The sequence below is a fragment of the Streptomyces sp. T028 genome (genome assembly GCF_048159505.1).
Taxonomy (GTDB): Bacteria; Actinomycetota; Actinomycetes; order Streptomycetales; family Streptomycetaceae; genus Streptomyces.
Genome location: NZ_JBLRVZ010000052.1, coordinates 126,116 through 145,835 on the forward strand (window position 1 = coordinate 126,116; position 19,720 = coordinate 145,835).

At 71.9% G+C, this 19,720-nt stretch carries 15 protein-coding genes and 1 pseudogene; 9 read left to right on the top strand and 7 right to left on the bottom strand.

Annotation, left to right across the window (positions count from 1 at the left end):
- Positions 1 to 77: 77 nt before the first annotated feature.
- From aspA to ACLZN2_RS41195, 5 genes are all read left to right on the top strand, one after another.
- Complete coding sequence (gene aspA / locus ACLZN2_RS41175; protein WP_416984828.1) at positions 78 to 1,490, top strand: aspartate ammonia-lyase; 1,413 nt, start codon at positions 78 to 80, stop codon at positions 1,488 to 1,490.
- Between the two features lie 47 nt (positions 1,491 to 1,537).
- Entirely contained in the window at positions 1,538 to 2,476 is a 939-nt protein-coding gene (locus ACLZN2_RS41180; protein ID WP_416984829.1) for a glutaminase, read from the top strand.
- A gap of 107 nt (positions 2,477 to 2,583) precedes the next feature.
- Positions 2,584 to 3,897, top strand: coding sequence for a hypothetical protein (locus ACLZN2_RS41185; protein WP_416984830.1), 1,314 nt, complete (start codon positions 2,584 to 2,586; stop codon positions 3,895 to 3,897).
- A 105-nt stretch (positions 3,898 to 4,002) separates the two neighbouring features.
- Positions 4,003 to 5,400: a polyprenol phosphomannose-dependent alpha 1,6 mannosyltransferase MptB gene (gene mptB, locus ACLZN2_RS41190; RefSeq protein ID WP_416984831.1), complete on the top strand. Its 1,398-nt coding sequence runs from the start codon at positions 4,003 to 4,005 to the stop codon at positions 5,398 to 5,400.
- Positions 5,397 to 6,782 carry a glycosyltransferase 87 family protein gene (locus tag ACLZN2_RS41195; RefSeq protein ID WP_416984832.1) on the top strand — a complete coding sequence of 462 codons (1,386 nt, stop codon included), beginning with the start codon at positions 5,397 to 5,399 and terminating at the stop codon, positions 6,780 to 6,782. The genes mptB and ACLZN2_RS41195 overlap by 4 nt, the downstream gene beginning before the upstream one ends.
- An 83-nt stretch (positions 6,783 to 6,865) precedes the next feature.
- On the opposite strand, the pseudogene ACLZN2_RS41200 reads toward ACLZN2_RS41195, so the two are convergent.
- Both ACLZN2_RS41200 and rho read right to left on the bottom strand, forming a co-directional pair.
- Positions 6,866 to 7,711, bottom strand: a pseudogene (locus ACLZN2_RS41200) (D-alanyl-D-alanine carboxypeptidase family protein); the annotation flags it as partial.
- 82 nt (positions 7,712 to 7,793) lie between these two features.
- Positions 7,794 to 8,936, bottom strand: a complete 1,143-nt coding sequence (rho, locus tag ACLZN2_RS41205; protein WP_416984833.1) for a transcription termination factor Rho — start codon at positions 8,934 to 8,936, stop codon at positions 7,794 to 7,796.
- Positions 8,937 to 9,445: 509 nt separating this feature from the next.
- Between rho and ACLZN2_RS41210 the strand changes: the two genes are divergently transcribed.
- The 3 genes from ACLZN2_RS41210 to ACLZN2_RS41220 are packed head-to-tail and all read left to right on the top strand — an operon-like array spanning position 9,446 to position 12,153.
- Positions 9,446 to 10,216: an SDR family NAD(P)-dependent oxidoreductase gene (locus ACLZN2_RS41210; RefSeq protein ID WP_416984835.1), complete on the top strand. Its 771-nt coding sequence runs from the start codon at positions 9,446 to 9,448 to the stop codon at positions 10,214 to 10,216.
- Positions 10,217 to 10,222: 6 nt separating this feature from the next.
- On the top strand, positions 10,223 to 10,639 hold the full coding sequence (locus ACLZN2_RS41215; protein ID WP_416984836.1) for a VOC family protein: 417 nt from the start codon (positions 10,223 to 10,225) through the stop codon (positions 10,637 to 10,639).
- Complete coding sequence (locus ACLZN2_RS41220; RefSeq protein ID WP_416984837.1) at positions 10,636 to 12,153, top strand: MFS transporter; 1,518 nt, start codon at positions 10,636 to 10,638, stop codon at positions 12,151 to 12,153. The genes ACLZN2_RS41215 and ACLZN2_RS41220 overlap by 4 nt, the downstream gene beginning before the upstream one ends.
- Positions 12,154 to 12,490: 337 nt before the next feature.
- On the opposite strand, the gene ACLZN2_RS41225 is transcribed toward ACLZN2_RS41220, so the two are convergent.
- Positions 12,491 to 14,218, bottom strand: a complete 1,728-nt coding sequence (locus ACLZN2_RS41225) for a glycosyltransferase family 2 protein (protein ID WP_416984839.1) — start codon at positions 14,216 to 14,218, stop codon at positions 12,491 to 12,493.
- A 234-nt stretch (positions 14,219 to 14,452) separates the two neighbouring features.
- Between ACLZN2_RS41225 and ACLZN2_RS41230 the strand changes: the two genes are divergently transcribed.
- Positions 14,453 to 15,382 carry a hypothetical protein gene (locus tag ACLZN2_RS41230; protein ID WP_416984840.1) on the top strand — a complete coding sequence of 310 codons (930 nt, stop codon included), beginning with the start codon at positions 14,453 to 14,455 and terminating at the stop codon, positions 15,380 to 15,382.
- Positions 15,383 to 15,436: 54 nt separating this feature from the next.
- Here ACLZN2_RS41230 and ACLZN2_RS41235 read toward each other — a convergent pair whose 3' ends face one another.
- From ACLZN2_RS41235 to ACLZN2_RS41250, 4 genes are all read right to left on the bottom strand, one after another.
- Entirely contained in the window at positions 15,437 to 16,219 is a 783-nt protein-coding gene (locus ACLZN2_RS41235) for an SDR family NAD(P)-dependent oxidoreductase (RefSeq protein ID WP_416984841.1), read from the bottom strand.
- 39 nt (positions 16,220 to 16,258) lie between these two features.
- Positions 16,259 to 17,233: a LysR family transcriptional regulator gene (locus ACLZN2_RS41240; RefSeq protein ID WP_416984842.1), complete on the bottom strand. Its 975-nt coding sequence runs from the start codon at positions 17,231 to 17,233 to the stop codon at positions 16,259 to 16,261.
- 151 nt (positions 17,234 to 17,384) lie between these two features.
- Positions 17,385 to 18,344 (bottom strand): fumarylacetoacetate hydrolase family protein, encoded by a 960-nt coding sequence (locus ACLZN2_RS41245; RefSeq protein WP_416984843.1) that lies wholly within the window; start codon positions 18,342 to 18,344, stop codon positions 17,385 to 17,387.
- 3 nt (positions 18,345 to 18,347) lie between these two features.
- The gene (locus tag ACLZN2_RS41250; RefSeq protein ID WP_416984844.1) at positions 18,348 to 19,712 is read right to left on the bottom strand and encodes an FAD-binding oxidoreductase; all 1,365 of its coding nucleotides are present in this window, start codon (positions 19,710 to 19,712) and stop codon (positions 18,348 to 18,350) included.
- Positions 19,713 to 19,720: the final 8 nt, after the last annotated feature.

Here is a 19,720-nt window from a genome sequence, read left to right on the forward strand (position 1 = left end):
CGCCGGCCCCCGTTCCACCCGATGTCGCCGGCACCCCCAACCCTCACCACCCCCCCCAGAAAGAGGACCCGCACCTCATGACCGCCGCAGCCACCCGCAGCGAACACGACCTGCTCGGAGACCGGGACGTCCCCGCCGACGCGTACTGGGGCGTCCACACCCTGCGCGCCATCGAGAACTTCCCCATCACGGGCACCACCATCTCCGCCTACCCGCACCTCGTCGACGCGCTCGCCGCCGTCAAGGAGGCCGCCGCCCTCGCCAACGAGGAACTCGGCCTGCTCGCGCCCGAGAAGGCCGCCGCGATCGTCGCCGCCTGCCGCGAGATCCGCGCGGGAGAGCTGCACGACCAGTTCGTCGTCGACGTCATCCAGGGCGGCGCCGGCACCTCGACCAACATGAACGCCAACGAGGTCGTGGCGAACCGCGCCCTGGAGCTGATGGGCCACGAGAAGGGGCAGTACCAGTACCTGCACCCCAACGAGGACGTCAACCTGGGCCAGTCCACCAATGACGTCTACCCGACCGCCGTCAAGACAGCGACGGTCTTCGCGGTCCGTGGACTGCTCAAGGCGATGGCTGTACTGCAGGACTCCTTCGCCCGCAAGGCCGTCGAGTTCCGCGATGTGCTCAAGATGGGCCGTACACAGTTGCAGGACGCGGTCCCCATGACACTCGGTCAAGAGTTCTCGGCCTATGCGGTCATGATGGACGAGGACCGCAACCGTCTTGACGAGGCCGTCCAGTTGATCCACGAGATCAACCTCGGCGCCACGGCCATCGGTACCGGACTCAACGCCCCCGCCGGCTACGCCGAGGCCGCCCGCCGCCATCTCGCCGACATCACCGGCCTCCCACTGGTCACCGCCGCCAACCTCGTCGAGGCCACCCAGGACTGCGGCGCGTTCGTCCAGATGTCCGGCGTGCTGAAGCGGATCGCGGTCAAGCTGAGCAAGAGCTGCAACGACCTGCGCCTGCTGTCCTCCGGTCCGCGCGCGGGCCTCGGCGAGATCAACCTCCCGCCCGTGCAGGCCGGATCGTCCATCATGCCCGGCAAGGTCAACCCGGTGATCCCCGAGGTCGTCAACCAGGTCGCCTTCGAGGTGATCGGCAACGACGTCACCATCACCATGGCGGCCGAGGCCGGACAGCTCCAGCTCAACGCCTTCGAGCCGATCATCCTGCACTCCCTGTCGGAGAGCATCACGCATCTGCGGACCGCCTGCCTCACCCTCGCCGAGCGCTGCGTCGACGGCATCACCGCCAACACCGAGGCCCTGCGCGTGACCGTCGAGAACTCCATCGGCCTGGTCACCGCCCTCAACCCGCACATCGGGTACACGGCGGCCACCGACATCGCCAAGGAGGCCCTCGTCACCGGCCGCGGTGTCGCCGAACTCGTCCTGGAGAAGGGCCTGTTGCCAGCCGAACGGCTCACCGACCTGCTGTGCCCCGAGGTCCTGGCCGGCAGCGGAGCACCCGCCGTATGAACCCTTCCTGACCTGCGGTGACGCACCAGGACCGGCCCGGAGGCACAATGGTGATCATGACAACGACGTCGTCCCTCTCCTTCCAGCCGGTCCTGGAGCGCATCGCCGAGGAGATGGAGCACACCCCCGGCCGAGGCCGACCCGCGGACTACATCCCGGCGCTCGCGGCCCGTGATCCGCGCAGCTTCGGCATGGCCGTGGCCGAGCTCGACGGCACGGTGTACGGCGTGGGGGACTGGCGCGAGCCGTTCTCCACGCAGTCCATCACCAAGGTCTTCACCCTCGCCCTCGACCTGGCCCGCGAGGGCGACGAACTCTGGGAGCACGTGGGCCGCGAGCCCTCAGGCAACCCGTTCAACTCCCTGGTCCAGCTGGAGTACGAGCACGGCATCCCGCGCAACCCCTTCATCAACGCGGGCGCCCTCGTCGTCACCGACCGCCTCCAGACCTGTACCGGAGACGCCGCAGGGGAACTCCGCGCCTTCCTGCGTGCCGAGAGCGGCAACCCCGCGCTCGACTTCGACGAGGAGGTCGCGGCCTCCGAGGCCGGGCACGGTGACCGCAACGCCGCCCTCGCCCATTTCATGGCGTCCTACGGCAACATCGACAACCCGGTGCCGGACCTCCTCGACCAGTACTTCCGGCAGTGCTCGCTCACCGCGTCCTGCGCCGACCTCGCCCTCGCGACCACCTTCCTCGCCCGGCACGGCATCCGTGCCGACGGCACCCGCCTGCTCACCCGCAGCCAGGCCAAGCAGGTCAACGCGGTGATGCTGACCTGCGGCACCTACGACGCGGCCGGTGACTTCGCCTACCGTGTCGGCCTGCCCGGCAAGAGCGGTGTCGGCGGCGGCATCATCGCCGTCGTACCCGGCCGCTGCACGCTGTGCGTCTGGAGCCCCGGCCTGGACGAACGCGGCAACTCGGTGGCGGGCGTCGCGGCCCTGGACCGCTTCACCACCCTCACGGGCCTGTCGGTCTTCTGACCCCCACCGGTCCTCCGCCCTTTCTGCCCCCTCCGCCCCCGCGGCCCCGTTCCGGCGCCTCCGCAATTCGGTTGAGCGCGGCTCGGTCACCCGCGAAGATCGCACACATGTTCTCGCGCAAGCATCGCCGCCGCCCCAAGTCCCCCGAACTGCTCAAGGCATGGGAGTACCTGGACGGGGGAGACGTCCCCGGTGCGCTGCGCCAACTGCGGCACGCCTCGGACAGCCTGCCCCTCGCCGAAGTCTCCCTCGTGGTCGGCCGGGCCGCCGGGGCGGCCGGTTTCGACGACCTGAAGGAGGCCGCCGCGGCCCTCGCCGACCGGCCCGACCAGGCCAAGCCGCTGTACGAGTACGGGTACGCGTGCGTGGAGCGCGGCGTCCCCTACCTCGCGATCCCCGCCCTGCGTGAGGCGCTGCGGCTCACGCCCGGCTCGGCGGCGGTACTGCGGGAGCTGGTCTCGGCGTACGAGCGCGAGGAACGGCACCGCGACGCAGTCGACGCGCTGTCCGCGCATGAGGACGCCCTCGCCGACTGGCCGGACCGCTACCTGCTGGTCTTCAACGCGGTCCTCGCGGGCGACCTGGATCTCGCCCGCAGGCAGCACGCCCTGCTGCCTGCCCCCGACGACGACATCTGGCTGCCCGCCCGCGACCGGCAGAACCGGGTCCTCGCCCGCGCCGCGAGCGCCGCGGAGGCGAGCCCGCTCGACGCCGCCGACCTGCGCGGCTGGCAGTACGTCATGGGCGGCACCCTGCTCGGCATGCTCTCCCCGTTCGGCTTCGAGGACGGCATGGCGGGCCGGTACGCCTGGCTCCAGGACAGCCATGAGCAGTGCCTGCGCGGTCTGCTGCGGCTGAAGGCCGTGCTGGAGGCGGCCGAGGCACGGCCGACGTCGGTCTCCCTGCTGCCCGACCGGGGCAGCCGCATCCTCGGCCTGGCCGCCGCCGAGGTGCTGGGCCTGCCGGCCCACCCCTTCGAGGAGGGACGCCACGACACCGTCGTGATCGCCTACGACCTGAACGAGACGGCCCGTGCCGAACAGGGCCCGGGCCCGGAGATCATCGGACAGCTCTTCGAGCGCGCGCCCGGTCAGATCCTCCACGAGCACGCGAGCTGCTGGACCGACCCGCCGGTGATCACCGCCGACAGCGTCACCCTCCTCCACCAGTCGCTGATGGCCCCCTGGGACGCGCAGCTGCGCCAGAGCGCCGACGGGGGAGTGGAGTCCGGCGAGCCCGACGACCGGCCGCAGACGGAGATCGCGGCGGACATCGTCGCCGCCGATCCGGCACCGGAAGAGGACATCGACCCCGTCGGCCGGCTCACCGACTTCGTCACCGCCGTCCGCGGCACCTGGCTGCACGGCGACCGGGCGGGACTGAAGTCCGCGGGCCCGGTACGGAGTTCCCGCTTCCACTGAGACCCGCTCCCGCGATCACCCGCCGGTCATGCGCAGGACCCCGCGGCGAGAGCGGCATGTCAGGTTCCGGCCACCCCGCGTTGACACGCTGACCGAGTGTTGGCCATGGGTTTCCCCGTCGATCTCCGTCGCTGCCAGGTCATCGGCCTGGCCGGGACGGCCTGTCTCGCGCTGGGCGGCGAGAGCGCCGGCGCGCTGCCCGCGCGGGAACTTCTGGCCCCGTCCTCCGTGCACGCCGTACTCGGTCTGGTCGGCGTGTACTTCGGGCTGGTGCTGCTGACCGCTGCCTGGGTCCTCCTCGGCGGGCTCGTCCGCAGCGCGGACCCGCCGACACCGCGCGCCCTCGTGTTCGTCCTCGCGGTGTGGGCGGCGCCGCTGGTGGTCGGGCCGCCGCTGTTCAGCCGGGACGTCTACAGCTACCTTGCCCAAGGGGCGATGGTGGACGCGCACATCGACGTGTACGCGTACGGCCCGGCCCAGCTCGGCGGCCCGCTCGCGGCCGAGGTCGCCCCGTTGTGGCGGCACACGGGAGCCCCGTACGGCCCGGTCTTCATGGCCGTCGCCTCCGCGCTGTACGGACTCACCCGCGGGGAACTGCCCGCCGGGCTCCTCGGCATGCGGCTGGTCGCGCTGTGCGGGGTGGCCCTGATGGCGGCGGCCCTGCCCCGGCTGGCCCGGCACAGCGGCGCCGACCCGGCCGCCGCGCTGTGGCTGGGCGTCCTCAACCCGCTGGTGCTGCTGCATCTGGTGGCGGGCGCCCACAACGACGCCATCATGCTGGGCCTGCTCGGGATCGGACTCGTCGCCGCGCTCGCCCGCCGCCCGCTCCCCGCTGCCGTTCTCGTCACGCTCGCCGCCCTGGTCAAGGCCCCCGCGATCCTCGGCCTCGCCGCGGTCGTGCTGCTGGCCGTGCGCGCGGGCCGGCATCCCGTACGGGCCGTCCTGACCACCCTGGCCGCCAGCGCCGCCACCACGGTCGCCGTGACCGCCCTCGCGGGCACCGGATACGGCTGGATAGCCGCCCTCAACACCCCGGTCTCCCCGCAGAACTGGGCCCTCACCAGCCTCCTCGGCCGCGCCACCGGCGCCCTTCTCGAACACCTCGGCAGCGACCTCGCCCCGCTGGCCGTTCCCGCCTGGCACGTGTTCGGACTCGCGGTCACCGCCGTCGCGCTGGTCGCCATATGGTGGCGGCTGCGCCCGCGCCCGGTGTACGCGCTCGGCCTCAGCCTCGCCACCGTGGCCGCGTTCGGCCCGGCGATCCGCCCCTGGTACGCCCTGTGGGGCCTGTTCCTCATGGCCGCGGCGGCCCCCAGCACCTCCGTACGGCACCGCATGGCGGCCGTGGCCGGCGTCCTCGCCCTGGCCGTGCTGCCCGACGGCGGGCCCGCCGACGGCAGCCGACTGCTCCTCGCGGTCTGCGGCGGCGCGCTCGCCGTGGTCGTCCTGTGGCAGGCCCACCTCGCGGCCCAGGCCCCGGCCGCGCTGGGACGTACGGCATGAGAACACCCGCCACGGACCGTGGCCGTCTGCTGCTGCTCGGCTGCCTGGTCGCGGCCGTCACCCTCTTCACGGCGACGGTCCCGCTGCTGCGCGACTGGTTCGACCTGCGCGTCTACTACGGCACCGTCAACACCTGGATCCACCACGGCGGCCACGTCTACGACTACCTGGTGCCGGGCACGCCGTACGGTTTCACCTATCCGCCGTTCGCGGCCGTCACCATGCTGCCGATGGCGCTGGTCGGCCTGCGGACCGCGATCGCGACCGCCCTGCTGCTCAACCTGGCGGCGCTCGCCGTCGTCGTACGCGTCCTGGCGGGGCCGGGCTGGCGGCGGCACGGCTGGTACGGCGTGGTCCTCGCGGCCTGCGTCCTCGCGCTGTTCGAACCGCTGCGGGACACCTTCAGCTTCGGCCAGGTCAATCTGCTCCTGCTGGCCCTGGTCCTGGCCGACGCCTGGCTGCTGGCGAGCGGCCGGGGCCGCTGGGCCGGGGTCGGCATCGGGCTCGCGGCGGCCGTGAAGCTCACGCCCGCCGTCTTCATCGGTCTGCTGCTGGTCGCCCGCCGCTGGCGCGCGGCCGCCGTCGCGACGGCCGTCGCGCTCGCCGCCACGGTGTTCGCGGCCCTGGTCGCCCCGGACGCGTCGCGCTTCTACTGGACACAGGCCCTGTGGGACACCAGCCGCGTGGGTCGGCTCGGCTATGTGTCGAACCAGTCGCTCCAGGGCGTCCTCGCCCGGCTCGATGTGGAGAGCAAGGCCGTGTGGGCGGTGCTGGTCGTGGTGGTGCTGTGCGTGTGGGCGCGCCGGGCCCGGCAGGCCGTGACCGCCGACGACTGGCAGGCGGCCTTCGCCCTCACGGGCGTCACCGCCTGCCTGGTCAGCCCCGTCACCTGGGTGCACCACCTGGTGTGGCTGCTGCCGTCGTTCGCCGTTCTGCTCCGCGCCGGGCACGCGCGCGTGGCGGGTGCCCTGTACGCGGTGCTGTGCACCAGCGTGGTGTGGCTCTGGTTCGACGACGCGTCCGGCGTCGACGGCTTCCTCGGCAGCAACACCTACACCTGGGTCACGCTCGGCCTGCTGCTGTTCCTGCCGGTCGGTCACCTCCGTGCCGAGCGCCGCCCCACGAGCCACAACGCCAGCGCGACGGCGGACCCGCCCAGCACGGCCGCCCCCGCGATCGCCGCCGCCCGCGACCAGCCCGGACGCAGGCCGACGGCGGCCACGGGGACGGCCGCCGATCGCGCCACCGACCGTGCCGACGGGGCCGCCACCGGCCCGGCAGCGGGCCTGGGCCGGGCGCGCAAGGCGTCCAGCGACCCCACCGGCTCGACCCGCCCCTCGGCCGCGAACCCCCAGTCGAGCAGCTCGCGCGCCTCCTCGTAGACGGCGTACCCGCCGCCCTGCCGAGGGTTCATCACCGTCACCACGAGCGTGCGCCCGCCCCTGCGGGCGGCGGCGACCAGGGTGTTGCCGGCGTTGCTCGTGTAGCCGTTCTTGACCCCGACCAGCCCCGGGTACGGCTCGACGCCGTCGTGCCCGGTCAGCAGCCGGTTGGTGTTCGCGATCCCGTACGACCCTCCGTCCCGGCCGGGGAACGTCGCCTCCGCCAGGCCGCAGTACCGCGAGAAGTCCGCTCTGCGCAGCCCGGCCCTGCCGAACACCGCGAGGTCGTACGCCGACGACACCTGACCGGGCGTGTCGTATCCGTCGGGCGAGCGGACGTGCGTGTCCAGCGCGCCCAGCGCCCGCGCCTTCTCCTGCATCCGCGTGGCCGTCGTCCGCCAGCCGCCGTTGAGGGCCGCCAGGACGTGCACGGCGTCGTTGCCGGAGTTCAGGAACACCCCGCGCCACAGATCGGCGACCGAGTACGTCCGCCCCTCGGCGACCCCGACGAGACTGCTGCCCGGCCCGATGTCCGCGAGTTCCTCCTCGGACACCTCGTGCCGGACGCCCGCGGGCAGGACCGGCAGCACGGTGACCGCGAACAGGGTCTTCAGCGTGCTGGCGGGCGGCAGCTTGCGGTGCGCGTTCGCCGCGGCGAGCACCTCACCGCTCCCGACGTCGGCCACCAGCCACGACAGCGCCGAGAGATCCGGCACCTCGGGGGCTCCGCGGTGGGGTCTGACCTGCGTACCGGGACGGAAGAGGAGCGACGGCCCCGGCGCGTGTGCCCGCGACGGCGTGCGCACGGTTCCGGGGCCGGGGTCGGCTCCGGGAGGGGCGGCGGCCGCGGTCGGCCCGAGGGCCAGGGCACCTGCCGCACAGAAGACACAGGCCGACAGTCCGACCCGAGAAGGGAATCCGATCTTCATATGGTCAACGTAGGAATGGGTGCGGTGTTCCCCGCGCTTCCCGTGCCGTGCGCCGGTCAGTGAGCACCCGGATGCCGCACGCTCAGCGGTCCGAGGGCAGTGTCGGCTGGATCCGCCGCAGGAACGTCGCGTTGTCCGGGGTCTCCCGCAGCCGCTCCAGGAGGGTGTCCAGGTTCGCCTGCCCGTCGCGGGTCTGCAGCGCCCGGCGCAGTCCGCGGGTCGCGGTCAACTCGGCGGAGGAGAGAAGGAGTTCCTCACGGCGGGTGCCGGAGCCGTTGATGTCGACGGCCGGGAAGACACGGCGTGAGGCCGGTTCGCGGTCGAGGCGCAGCTCCATGTTGCCGGTGCTCTTCAGTTCCTCGAAGAAGAAGCCGTCGGCACGGGAGCCCGTTTCGACCAGCGCGGTGGCGAGGATGGTCAGCGAGCCGCCCTCCTCGGTGGCCCGCGCGGCGCCGAAGAACCGCTTGGGTCCGATCAGCGCGGTCGCGTCGACGCCACCGCTGAGCGTACGGCCCCCGGCGGCGGCCGCGTTGTTGTGCGCCCGGCACAGCCGGGTCAGCGAGTCGAGGAGGATCACGACGTCCTCGCCCGCCTCGACGAGCCGCTTGGCCCGTTCGACGACGAGTTCGGCGAGAGCGATGTGCTGCCGGGGCGCCCGGTCGAAGGTGGAGGCGTACACCTCGCCGCGCACCGAGCGCCGCATGTCGGTGACTTCCTCGGGGCGTTCGTCGAGCAGCAGCACCATCAGTCGGGCCTCGGGATGGTTGCCGGTGACGGCGGCGGCGAGCTGCTGGAGCAGCACGGTCTTGCCCGTCTTGGGCGGCGCGACGATCAGCCCGCGCTGGCCCTTGCCCACGGGCGCGATCAGATCGGTGACCCGCCCGGCCAGTCCGGCGGCCGGGTGTTCGAGGCGCAGCCGCCGGTGGGGGTGCAGGGGAGTGAGGTCACGGAAGTGCCGGCGGCCGCTCAGGGTCTCGGGCGTACGGCCGTTGACGCACGCCACCTCGGTCAGGGCGCGCTGCGTGCCGCGCACCCCTTCGACGAGGTCGCCCTTGCGCAGTCCGTGACGACGGATCAGCGCGGCCGGGACCTGGAGGTCGGCGGGCGTGGGCAGGCAGTCGGCGGCGCGCAGGTGCCCCTTCCCGCTCGCGTCGATGTCGAGGACACCGGAGGCGACCCGGGCCGGGGGCTGCTGCAGAGGGGGGTGTTCGAGTGTGGTGGTCATCGTGGTCGGTCCTTTCACGGACGGAAGGCATGAGACATGCGAAGGAAGGGGGGTGGCGCCGCGAGGGGAGGGCGCACAGCGCACCTCGGGCGGCGAGAAGCAGCACCTCGGGTACGGCGGAGCGGATCCGCTGCTGAGGTGGTGCGGGAAAGCCACTGCACCGGCCGATGAGAACGGCGGGCGGATCAGCGAGCTGAAGGAGAATCAGTACCTTGCCCGGATCGGGACTTACACAGGTACTGAACGCACTGTACCACAGGAAATTCCCGGGCAGGCCGGCCGCCGGACTCGGCACCGGCCTGATCCACTTCCCCGGCGGCCACAACAGCGACCTCACCCACCCGAATGGCTTTGCGGACAGCCTCCGCGCCATGCTGGGGGCGTCCGCCGCATACCAGCCATACGAACCCCCGATGGCCCCGGCCTGACACATTTCTTGTTCCGGCGATTTCCCCTCCCTACGCTGCCACCACCGCACTCGGGCGGCATGAACAAGGGACTTCTCCATCATGGGTCGACTGGCCGGGAAAATCGCCTTCATCAGTGGAACAGGAGCCGGAATCGGCCGGGCCGCGGCACAGGTATTCGCGGCCGAGGGCGCGCTGGTATTCGGCTGTGACATCGACGAGGAGAACGCGGCCGAGACCGTGGAACTCGTCGAGAAGGCCGGTGGAGTCATGCGCTCCCTCGCCCCGGTCGACCTGTCCACCCGGGACGGCGCACGGGAGTGGATCGAGGCCGGGATCGAGGCCTTCGGTGGGATCGACATTCTCTACAACAACGCCTCCGCGCTACGGAACGGCCCGTTCGAATCCATGCCGGCCGAGGACTGGTACTTCACCATCAGGAACGAGCTGGACATCCCCTACTTCTGCACCCAGGCGGCCTGGCCGCACCTGATCGCGCGCGGTGGAGGCGCGGTCCTGAACGTGGCGTCCGTGGCCGCCGTACGCGGTGCCCCGTTCCTGCCGATGGTGCCGCACGGCGCCGCCAAGGGCGGGGTGCTGGCGATGAGCAAGCACCTGTGCGCGGCCGGCGCCCCGCATCACATCCGCGTCAACACCATCGCCCCCGGCATGACCCACACCTCGGCCACGGCGCCCTTCCTGGACGACCCCGAGGGCCCGAAGGCGCACCTGGAGGCCCGCATCCCGGTCGGGCGGATCGCCCAGCCCGAGGACATCGCGCGGGTCGCCGCGTTCCTCTGCTCCGACGAGGCGGCCTTCGTCAACGGCGCCAACCTCATGGTCGACGGCGGCGACAGCGCCATGGCCGGCTGAGCCGGTATGGACGCGCGACTCGACCATGTGGGCGTCAACGTCCGCGACCTCGCCGCCCAGACCGCCTGGTACAAGGCCGCGTTCGGGCTGGAGTCCGTCTTCGAGTTCCGTCTCGAAGGGCCCGGCCTCAGCGGTGTCGTCCTGGAGCATCCGCACGGCTGGCGGCTCGAACTGCTGGCCCGAGCCGGCTCCGCACCGGGCCTCAGGGCCCCTGACCCGGTGACCGCCGTCCTCACGGAGGGCTACGGCCACTTCGCGGTCACCACCCCCGAACTCGACCCCGTCCACGACGCCCTGCGGGCGCTCGGGGCGGGCGAGGCCCTCGCACCCGGACCGTCCCCCGAGCCCGGCGTACGCATGGCCTGGGTCACCGACCCCGAGGGAAATCTCATCGAACTCATAGAGCGACGGAGTACGGAATGACAAGCGTGCTGAAAAGACTCGACAGGGGAACTCTCATAGCCTGCTGTCTGGCCGTTGCCGCCGCACAGCTGTGCATTACCGTCCCTTCTCCCATCAACGGAGAAATCCAGGCGGCATTCGGCGCCTCCGGTTCCCAGGTCGCCTGGGTCACCTCGGCGTTCATTCTTCCCACCGCGATTCTCGAGCTGAATTTCGGTGTGGTCGGCGACCTGTTCGGCCGTAAGCGTCTGCTGGTGCTCGGCGGGCTCGTCCTGGCGCTCGGTGAGCTCCTCAACGCCCTCTCGCAGAACATCACCATGCTCTGGATCGGCCAGGCCCTGGCGGGTATCGGCGCCGCCGCGCTCTTCCCCAGCTCCCTCGCCGTGATCGCGGCCGCCACACCCGACGGGAAGGACCGCGCCAAGGCCGTGTCCACCTGGGCGCTGAGCATCTCCCTCGCCTCGGCCGTCGGCCCGCTGTCCTCCGGTCTGCTCGCCACCGTCGCCGACTTCCGCTGGGCGTTCGTACCGCCGGTCGTCCTGGGTTTCGCCGTCGCGGTCTCCAGCCAACTCCTCGTCACCGACTCCAAGGCCCCTGAGGGCCGCGCCCTGGACTGGCCCGGACAGATCACCGTCGCCGTCGGTCTCACCGCCCTGCTCTGGGGTGTCATCGAGGGCGGCGAGCGGGGCTGGAGCAGCCCGGCCATCGTCGGCTCCCTCAGCCTCGCCACCGTGGCCCTGGTCGCCTTCGTGATCGCCGAGAAGCGCGCAGAGTCGCCGATGTTCAACCTCGACCTGCTGAAGATCCCCTCCTTCGCCGCAGCGGCCGTCGTCGCGCTGGCCGGCATGTTCGGCTTCATCGGCACCGCCTACTGCGTCTCCATCCGCCTTGGCGCCGTCATGCACCTCAGCCCCCTGCGGGCTGGCATGCCGTTCGTGATCCTCCAACTGGTCCCGCTGCTCCTCGCCCCGGTCCTGAGCCGGATGCTCACCCGCGTCGAGCCCCGCTGGCTCCTCATGGGCGGTCTGCTGCCCATGGCCGCCGGCCAGTTCTGGATCGCCGCCCTGCCCATCACCACGACCTCCCTCGCCGCCTTCATCGGCCCGGTGCTGCTGCTCGGCGTCGGCTTCATCTGCGTCGTCTCCTCGCTCACCTCCGCGGCCGTGAACGCCGTACCGATCCACATGACCGGCATGGCCAGCGGCGCGACCAGCCTGGTCCGCGAGTTCGGCCAGGGCCTCGGCCCCGCCGTCATCAGCACGGTCGCGATGAGTGCCGCGTCCTCCGCGCTGGCCGGCAAGCTCAGCGGCGCCGACGCCGGCATGGAGGCCGCGGCCGGTCCGCTGGCCGTCGTCAACGCGGGCAGCGACAGCGCCAGGGCCGCCGCCCAGACCGCCCTCGCCCACGGCATGTCGCTCGGCGTGGTGATCTGCGGCTGCGCCTCCCTGCTGGGCGCGCTGGTCACCCTGCTGCTGGTCCGCAAGAACACCGCCCGCGCGGCGGTGCCGGCGCCGGTGCAGACCGCGTCCGCCTAGGACCTGTCCGGCGGATCAGGTCGGAGGAAAGCAGCGGCACCTTATCGGCGCAGGTGAGCGGGGCTTGGTGGGTCTGACTGCAAGGCGGAGGAGGGCGTCGACGCGGAGCGTCGGCAACCGACGACAACGCCGCAGGCAGGCGTGCCAAGCCCCGCGTCTCCGACAAGATCCGCCGGACAGGTCCTGGTCGGCGGGCCGCGGCCGTCGGCCGGCGACGGGCGGCTGGGCCCGTCCGGGGGAGCGGGCTTCCAACCGCCGCGCCCCCGGATGCGGCCTCTCGTCGTTCCCGCCTTCGTCCGGCCGCCGGCTTCGCGCTCCCTCGTCCGGCAGCCGTCGGTCAGCCCGGGCGAGGAGGGGTCCGTGGGGACTTCGGGGCGCCGGGCGTCGTCCCCGCTTCGGCGGTCCGTCTCCAGGGGTCGGCTCGGCGGGCCAGGGTGCGGGCCCTGTGGCGCAGAGCCGGTGGGAGCCGGTGGAGGGCGGCTCGGGCGGCGCGGCGGACGGGGGCCGCGGCCGCGGTGCGCAGGAGGATCTGGTGGGCGACGGTCGTGCCGGCCGGTGAGCCCACGGCGAGGCGCAGTTGGTTGTCGCGGGCGGTCCAGCCGGGGATGACCAGGCGGGGTGGGGTGCCCACGGTGGCCGGGGTGAGCCGGGGGTGGGAGTCGGGGCGGGTGAGGCGGATGCGGCGGCCGATGCCGAGGAGTTGGGCGTCGGCCCAGATCTGGTGGGTGCCGGGAGGCATGGGGTGGCCGCCGGTGAGGGTCAGGGGGTCGATGACCGTCACGCCGGAGACGAGGACGTGGTGCCGGCCGGCGCCCAGGGGTTCCGTGCGGGGGCGCAGTTCGGTGTGGGGGAACCACCAGTGGTTGCGGGTGGTGTCGTGGACGAGGAGTTCTCCTCGGGCGTAGGCGAGGGGGTGGGGGGCCTCCCAGCCTTCGGCGCCCTTGATGCCTTGGAGGAGTTCGGGGTCGAGGAGCAGTCGGCCGTACCGTTCGTGGAGGGTGAGGGGTTCGCCGTCGGGGCGGAGCATGCCGATGGTGGTCGTGATGTGGAGCCTGCCATCGGTCCAGCGGATGTCGTCGATGGTGAGGCGGGGCTTGACGTGCTGGGTCCGGCGGGCCAGTTCGACGAGGGAGTCGAGGAGTCCCTCCTCCAGCAGGGTAGCCCTGAGCCGCGTGATCGCCGGGAGTCCGTGCCGTACGCCCCGCGGGTAGGCGTCGAGGGCCATCCGGCGCACGACGTCGAAGTAGCGTTCGAGGGCCTTGCCCGTGCGCTGCAGGACGCGGGGCTCGCTGACCGGGCGCAGGAGTTCGACGCGGTAGGAGCGGCGCAGCAGGTGGTCCTGGAGGGGGCCCGGCTCCGTGCCCTCCTTGATGCTCTCCACGACCGTGCGCAGGTGGGCGTAGTACTCCTCGGGGACGGCGGGCCGGCTGCTGGTGTTGCCTCCGTCGTCACGGCGGTTCCACAGGTAGCAGGGGTAGTCGCCGAGGATGGAGACCGTCTTGGCGCGTACGTACGCCCGGGCCATGAACACCTGGTCCTCGAGGCGTACGGGGCCCTCGAGGAACTGGATGCCGTGGTCGAGGAGGAAGGCGCGGCGGAACATCTTGTGCGGGGAGAGACTCTCGAAGAGGGGGGTGTCCGCGGCCGTGCAGCGCTCGACGGTGCGTCTGAAGAGGTTGTGGGGCCCCTGCATGGTGCCGGCCACCTTGCCCATGACGATGTCGGAGCCGTTGCGGACGGCGAGGGCGTGGAGGCGTTCCAGAGCCTCGGGGGTCAGTTCGTCGTCCTGGTCCACGAACTGGACGTACGCGCCGCGGGCGTGACGGACACCGACGTTGCGGGGCTTGCCGGGCCAGCCGGAGTTCTCCTGGCGGAAGACGCGCACGTGCGGGTGGCGGGCGGCCAGCCGCACCAACCGCTCGCCGGAGCCGTCGGTCGAGCCGTCGTCGACGTAGACGACCTCGTACGACTCCCGGCCGATGCTCTGGTGGAGCAGCGAGGGCGAGCAGAGTTCCAGGTAACGGCCCGCGTTGTAGACGGGCACCACGACGCTTACTTTGAGCACGAGACCCCCAGGGGGTTGCCGAGCGCCCGAATCCCGAGTCCGGTCACCACGCTAGGCGCAGACGTCCCTGAGCGCCTTACGCGGCCGGTCCCGCTGGTCCGAACGGGGGGCACGACCCGAAGGGGGACCGGGTGAAAAACCCGGCCTCTCAGAGGTTTACGGCAGATGTCCCTAGAGCGTAACGATCCGTCACGTCAAGGGACTTGACTGCCATCAGACCATTATCTTCACGTCATGTCCACGCCGCCTGAGCCTCCGCAGCAGCCCCAACCGCCGTCCGGCGCTCCGGCCCAGCCGAGCGCGTACCCCTATCCGAGCCCGCAGTCGCCCGGCCCCGGCGGCCCGCTGGGATTCCCGCCGGCCGCGCCGGCGCCTCCCGCGGCCCAGACCGGGCCGCAGAGCGTCTACGCCCAGCCGACCCTGGTCGGCGTGCCCGCCCAGCCGGGCCAGCCCGGTCAGCCGCCCCAGCCCCAGCCGGGGAACCCGTACGTCCAGCAGGGCCCGTACCCCGTGGTCGGACCGCCGCCCGGCAGAGGGGGCGGCGGTGCCGGGAGAGCCGTCCTGTGGGCCGCGCTCGGCGCGGTGGTCGCCTCCGCCGCCTGGGCGGCCGGCGTCTTCCTGATCGCCGCCGGCGACAAGGCGGACCTGGCCGGCTACACGGCACCGTCGAACCTGTGCAACGCCATCGACTACTCGTCCTTCAAGGAGGAGTACCCGGACAACGACGGCGCCCCCACCCGCAACCGGCTCGAGGACGACGCCCTCGACGAGGGTCTGTGCAGCATCAGCCTGAAGAAGAGCACGTCGACCTACGCGGACGCGTACCTCTACGCCCAGCTGGACCTGCACAAGAAGACCGATCCGGGCCCCGAGTTCACGGCCACCTGGAAGAACTACGGCGACAGCCACACCGGGTACGACGTGGAGACCGTCACCGGCATCGGCGACGAGGCCTACCTCGTCAGCGACGACACCACCTCCGGCTCGTCGAGCGGCTCGCTCTACGCCACGCTCGCCGTACGGGACGGCTGGGTGACGTACACGATGAGCTACAGCGCCTACTACTCCTCGTACGACGACGACACCGACCCGCCGACCCTCGACGAGGTCACGGACATGCTCAGGACGGACACCAGGACGACCCTGGCGGACCTCAAGGACTGAGGCCCACCAGGGTCACCGGGTTCCTGCGGCACGGTGGCCGGCACATCCCCCGCGTCAGCGGTCGGCCACCGGTGCGTCCAGCGCGTTCGTGATCGCCTTCACCCCGCCGTGCGCCGCGTACCCGCCGTCGACGGTGATCTCCGCGCCGTTGACGTACGACGCCTCGTCCGAGAGCAGATAGACCACGAGCGGGGCGACCTCCTCCACCGAACCCGCGCGGCCCTGGGGCGTCATCGACAGGTGCGCCGCGACGAACACCGGGTTCGCGGTCGCCATCAGCGGCGTCTCGATATAGCCGGGATGCACCAGGTTCGTCCGGATGCCCCGCGGCGCGAGCTCCAGCGCCGCCACCTTCGACAGGCCCCGCAGCGCCCACTTGCTCGCCGTGTACGCCACCGCGTGATGGGCCGTGAGCGCGGCCACGGAACCGACGTTGACGATCGACGAGCCGGCCGGCATCAGCGGCGCGAGGGCCTGGATGCCGAGCATCGCGCCGGTCGTGTTGACCGCGAACGCCCGCTCCCAGTCGGCGAGATCGACCTCGCCCAGGCGGGCCCGCACCGGGATGCCCGCGTTGTTCACCAACCCGTGCACGACGTCGAGCCCGCCCGCGAGCGCGGCCCAGTCGTCCGGCGAGGACACGTCCAGACGCCGGTACGTCACGTCCAGCCCGTCGGCGCGCAGGGCCGCCGCGAGCTTCTCGCCGGTCTCGTCCAGGACGTCGGTGGCGATCACCGCCGCGCCCTCCCGGGCGGCCGCCGCGACCTCCGCGGCCCCCTGCCCCTGCGCTGCTCCGGTGACGACGACGGTGCGTCCGGCCAGACGGGTACGGCTCACGGCTCCTCCAGGGTCGGTGCGGGTTCCCACCCGTCCACGCTAGGAAGCCGCGGACAGCTCCGGAAACGCGTGTTCCCCATGGCTGTCATCCACCTCGGCGATCACCGGCTCGTCCAGCGACGCCCCGACCCTGCGCACGGTCTCCCGCAGCCAGCGGTGCGCGGGGTCGGCGTGCCGGTTGTGGTGCCAGTACATTGCCTCCACCAGCGGGACGTCCGGGAACGGCGGCTCCACCACCGCACAGCGCGCGAACCCCTCGTAGCGGCGGGCCAGCCGCTCCGGCACCAGCGCCACCAGGTCGGTCCCGCTCACCAGGAACGGCAGCACACTGAAGCCCGGCGTGCTGACCTGCACCTTCGGCGTGATGCCGAGGGTCTCCAGCTGCCGGTCGGCCGGTGTGTGGCTCTTGCCGATGGCGCACGCCGCGTGCGGCATCTCCGCGAGATCGCGCAGGCTGAGCCGTCCGTCCACCAGCCGCGGATTGCCCGGGTCGACCAGACACACGAACCGGTCGTGCATCACGGCCTCGCTGACCCCCGGCAACTGGTAGCCGAGCGGCACGATCATCAGGTCGTGGCAGCGCAGATGCGTCTCCGTCTCCAGTTGGCCGTCGACGATCGGATGGAAGTCGATCCGCACCCCCGGAGCCTCCGCCGCGATGACCCGCAGCAGCGGCTCCACGAACACCGTCATCACGTAGTCGGACATCACCACGGAGAACCGCTGGCGGCTGCGCGCCGGGTCGAAGTGCCGGGTCAGCGACAGCGCCTCCTCCGCCTTGTGCAGGGAGGCCTGGACGACCGGCAGCAGCCGTTCCGCGAGCGGCGTCAGCTCGTACTCGCGGCCGACCCGGATCAGCAGCTCGTCGTTGAAGTGCCGGCGCAGCCGCGCCAGCGAGCCGCTCATCGCGGACTGACTGGTGGACAGCCGTACACCCGCGTGAGTGACGTTCTTCTCCTCCAGGAGGGCTTCCAGCGCCACCAGAAGATTCAGGTCGATCGCTCCCAGACCCACGTATGTCCCCTTCCGGCCGCGCCGCGTCCCTGAAGCTCGGTTGAATCGGAGAGTAACCAGCGCGGGCGGTGGCGAGGAAGACTCCGGGACGCAACTCACAGGGATCCGATAACAGCCATCGGATCCCTGGATACCCGCAGGTCAAGACCGTTTACGGGCGAGGGGTGCGGCCCCGCTTGCGGGCCTGCGGCAGATAGGCGTCCGCGCGGCCCGGCACCACCCGGTTGCGCAGGGTGCCCAGCCGCTCCACGGTCAGCTCCACCACGTCACCGGGGGTGAGCGGCGGCGGGACGCGCTCCCCGAGCCGGCCCCAGTGCTCGGCCAGCGCGCCCCAGCCGCAGGTGCCGGAGCCGAGGACGTCCCCGGGCCGCACCCAGGCATCCCGGGAGGCGTAGGCCACCATCTCCTCGAAGGTCCACGACACGTTGGCGAGGGTGTCGCGGCCGATCAGCTCCCCGTTGAGGGTGACGGTCATCTCCAGGTCCAGGAAGCCGTCCGGGTCGCGCCGGTCCTCCACCTCGTCCGCGGTCACCAGACACGGGCCCAGTGTGTTCGCGAAGTCCTTCCCCTTGGAGAAGCCCAGCCCCAGGTTCTTCTCGGGTTTCTGCAGATCACGGGCCGACCAGTCGTTGAACACCAGATACCCGGCGATGTGCTCGCGCGCCTGCTCCGGGGTGAGGTCCCGCCCCGCGCGCCCGACGACCGCCCCGACCTCCAGCTCGAAGTCCAGCACCGAGCAGCCCGCCGGGACGCGTACGTCGTCGTGGGCGCCGTGGCCGGCGTGCGGGTTGGTGAAGTAGAAGTTGGGGGCCCGGTACCACTCCTCGGGTACGTGCTCCAGACCGTCCAGGGACTTCGACACACCCTCGATGTGCGCCTCGAAGCCCACGAAGTCACGGATGGAGGGAGGCTGGAGCGGCGCCAGCAGCCGCACCTGATCAACCGTCAAATCACTGTCCACCGACAGCGCTTCGGCTCCGGCGGTGTGCAGAGCACCGTCCTCCAGGAGCCGCAGGACCGTGACATCCTCGGGCAGCGGGTGCACGAAGCCACCGTCCCGGACCACCCCGGCGCGCTCCACGCCCCGGTACTCGTATGTCGCGAAACGCATGCCTCACTGCTCCCAGTGGTTGGTGTTGGTGACGGTGTCCGAGCTGAGGTAGCCCGCGAACACGCCCTTGGGGTCGCGGGCGGCCCGGATCCCCTGGAGCCGTCGCCACTGCGCGTCTCCCATGAACCTCAGCTGCCGTACGGTGAAGTCGGAGTCGCCGAGGTACTGGCCGGCCGTCACCGGCTGCATCGCCGCCATCGCCGAGTCCAGCCAGGCACGGAGCTCGCCGTCGCGCGCCGGGTCGTCGTGGACGACGTACGTCGCGCAGTAGATCTCGGACTGCAACGAGAAGGCCATGTCCGGCAGTTGACGCAGCGGGGCCATGGAGAACCAGATGGTGAAGGTGCCCGGGGTGGGCTGCTCGGTGAACGCCCTGCGGATCGCGGGGACCACCTCCTGCGCCTCACCGGTCAGCCACGCGTTGTCGACGAGATAGCGGTGGCCCTCGGGGTTCGCGGTCCGCTGGTTCTCCAACTGCGCGGCGAGCGTGGTGGGTTCGGCCTCCACCCGGAACAGGGCCCGGTCCGCGAAGGGGTTCGCGTGCAGCGGGGCGAGCGCCTCGGCCGCCTGTGCCGGGGTGTCCGTCAGCGACACGCCCGTGACCAGCAGTACGGGGGTGTCGGAGCCGGGCGGGGTCTGGGTGAGGGCGACGATCTCCACCAGGTCCGACACCGTGTGGTGCATGCCGTGCAGCCAGGTCATGACCTCGTCGAACAGATCCAGCGGATAGGCGTGGACGGTGTGGGCGAGGTGCCGGGGCAGGGGGCGGGTGCGCAGATGGAAACGGGTGACGACACCGAAGAAACCGGGGCCCGCGCCGCGCGCCGCCCAGAGCAGATCGCTGTTCTGTGTCTCGTCCGCGCGCACCAGCTCGCCGTCGGCGGTGACGACGTCGATCGCCGCGATGTTCTCCGCCGCCCAGCCCCAGCCGCGCGCGTTCCAGCCCTGCCCGCCCTGCAGCAGGAACCCGCCGATACCGACGGAGGGACAGTGGCCGCCGTTGAAGAAGCGCCCGAACCCGGCGAGATAGGGGTTGAGTTCGTCGCCGCCCTTGACGCTGGACGTGGCGGCCACGATCTCCGTTTCCGGGTCGTAGGCCAGCTCGCGGAAACCGCCGAGGTCGATCAGCAGCGCGTCCGCGCGCACCGACCAGGCGGCCCAGCTGTGCCCGCCGGAGCGGACCGCGACCTGCCAGCCGCGCTCCAGGGCGAGCCGTACCCCCTCGACGACGTCCTCCTCGGAGACGGCCATGAGGACGGCGGCCGGCATACGGTCCGACGGGCGGCGCGCGTTGAAGACCCGGCCGAGGACCGCCTCCTCGAAGTCGTCGTCACCGGGCAGGTGGAGCGTGCCGGAGAACCTGTTCATGCGCGTCC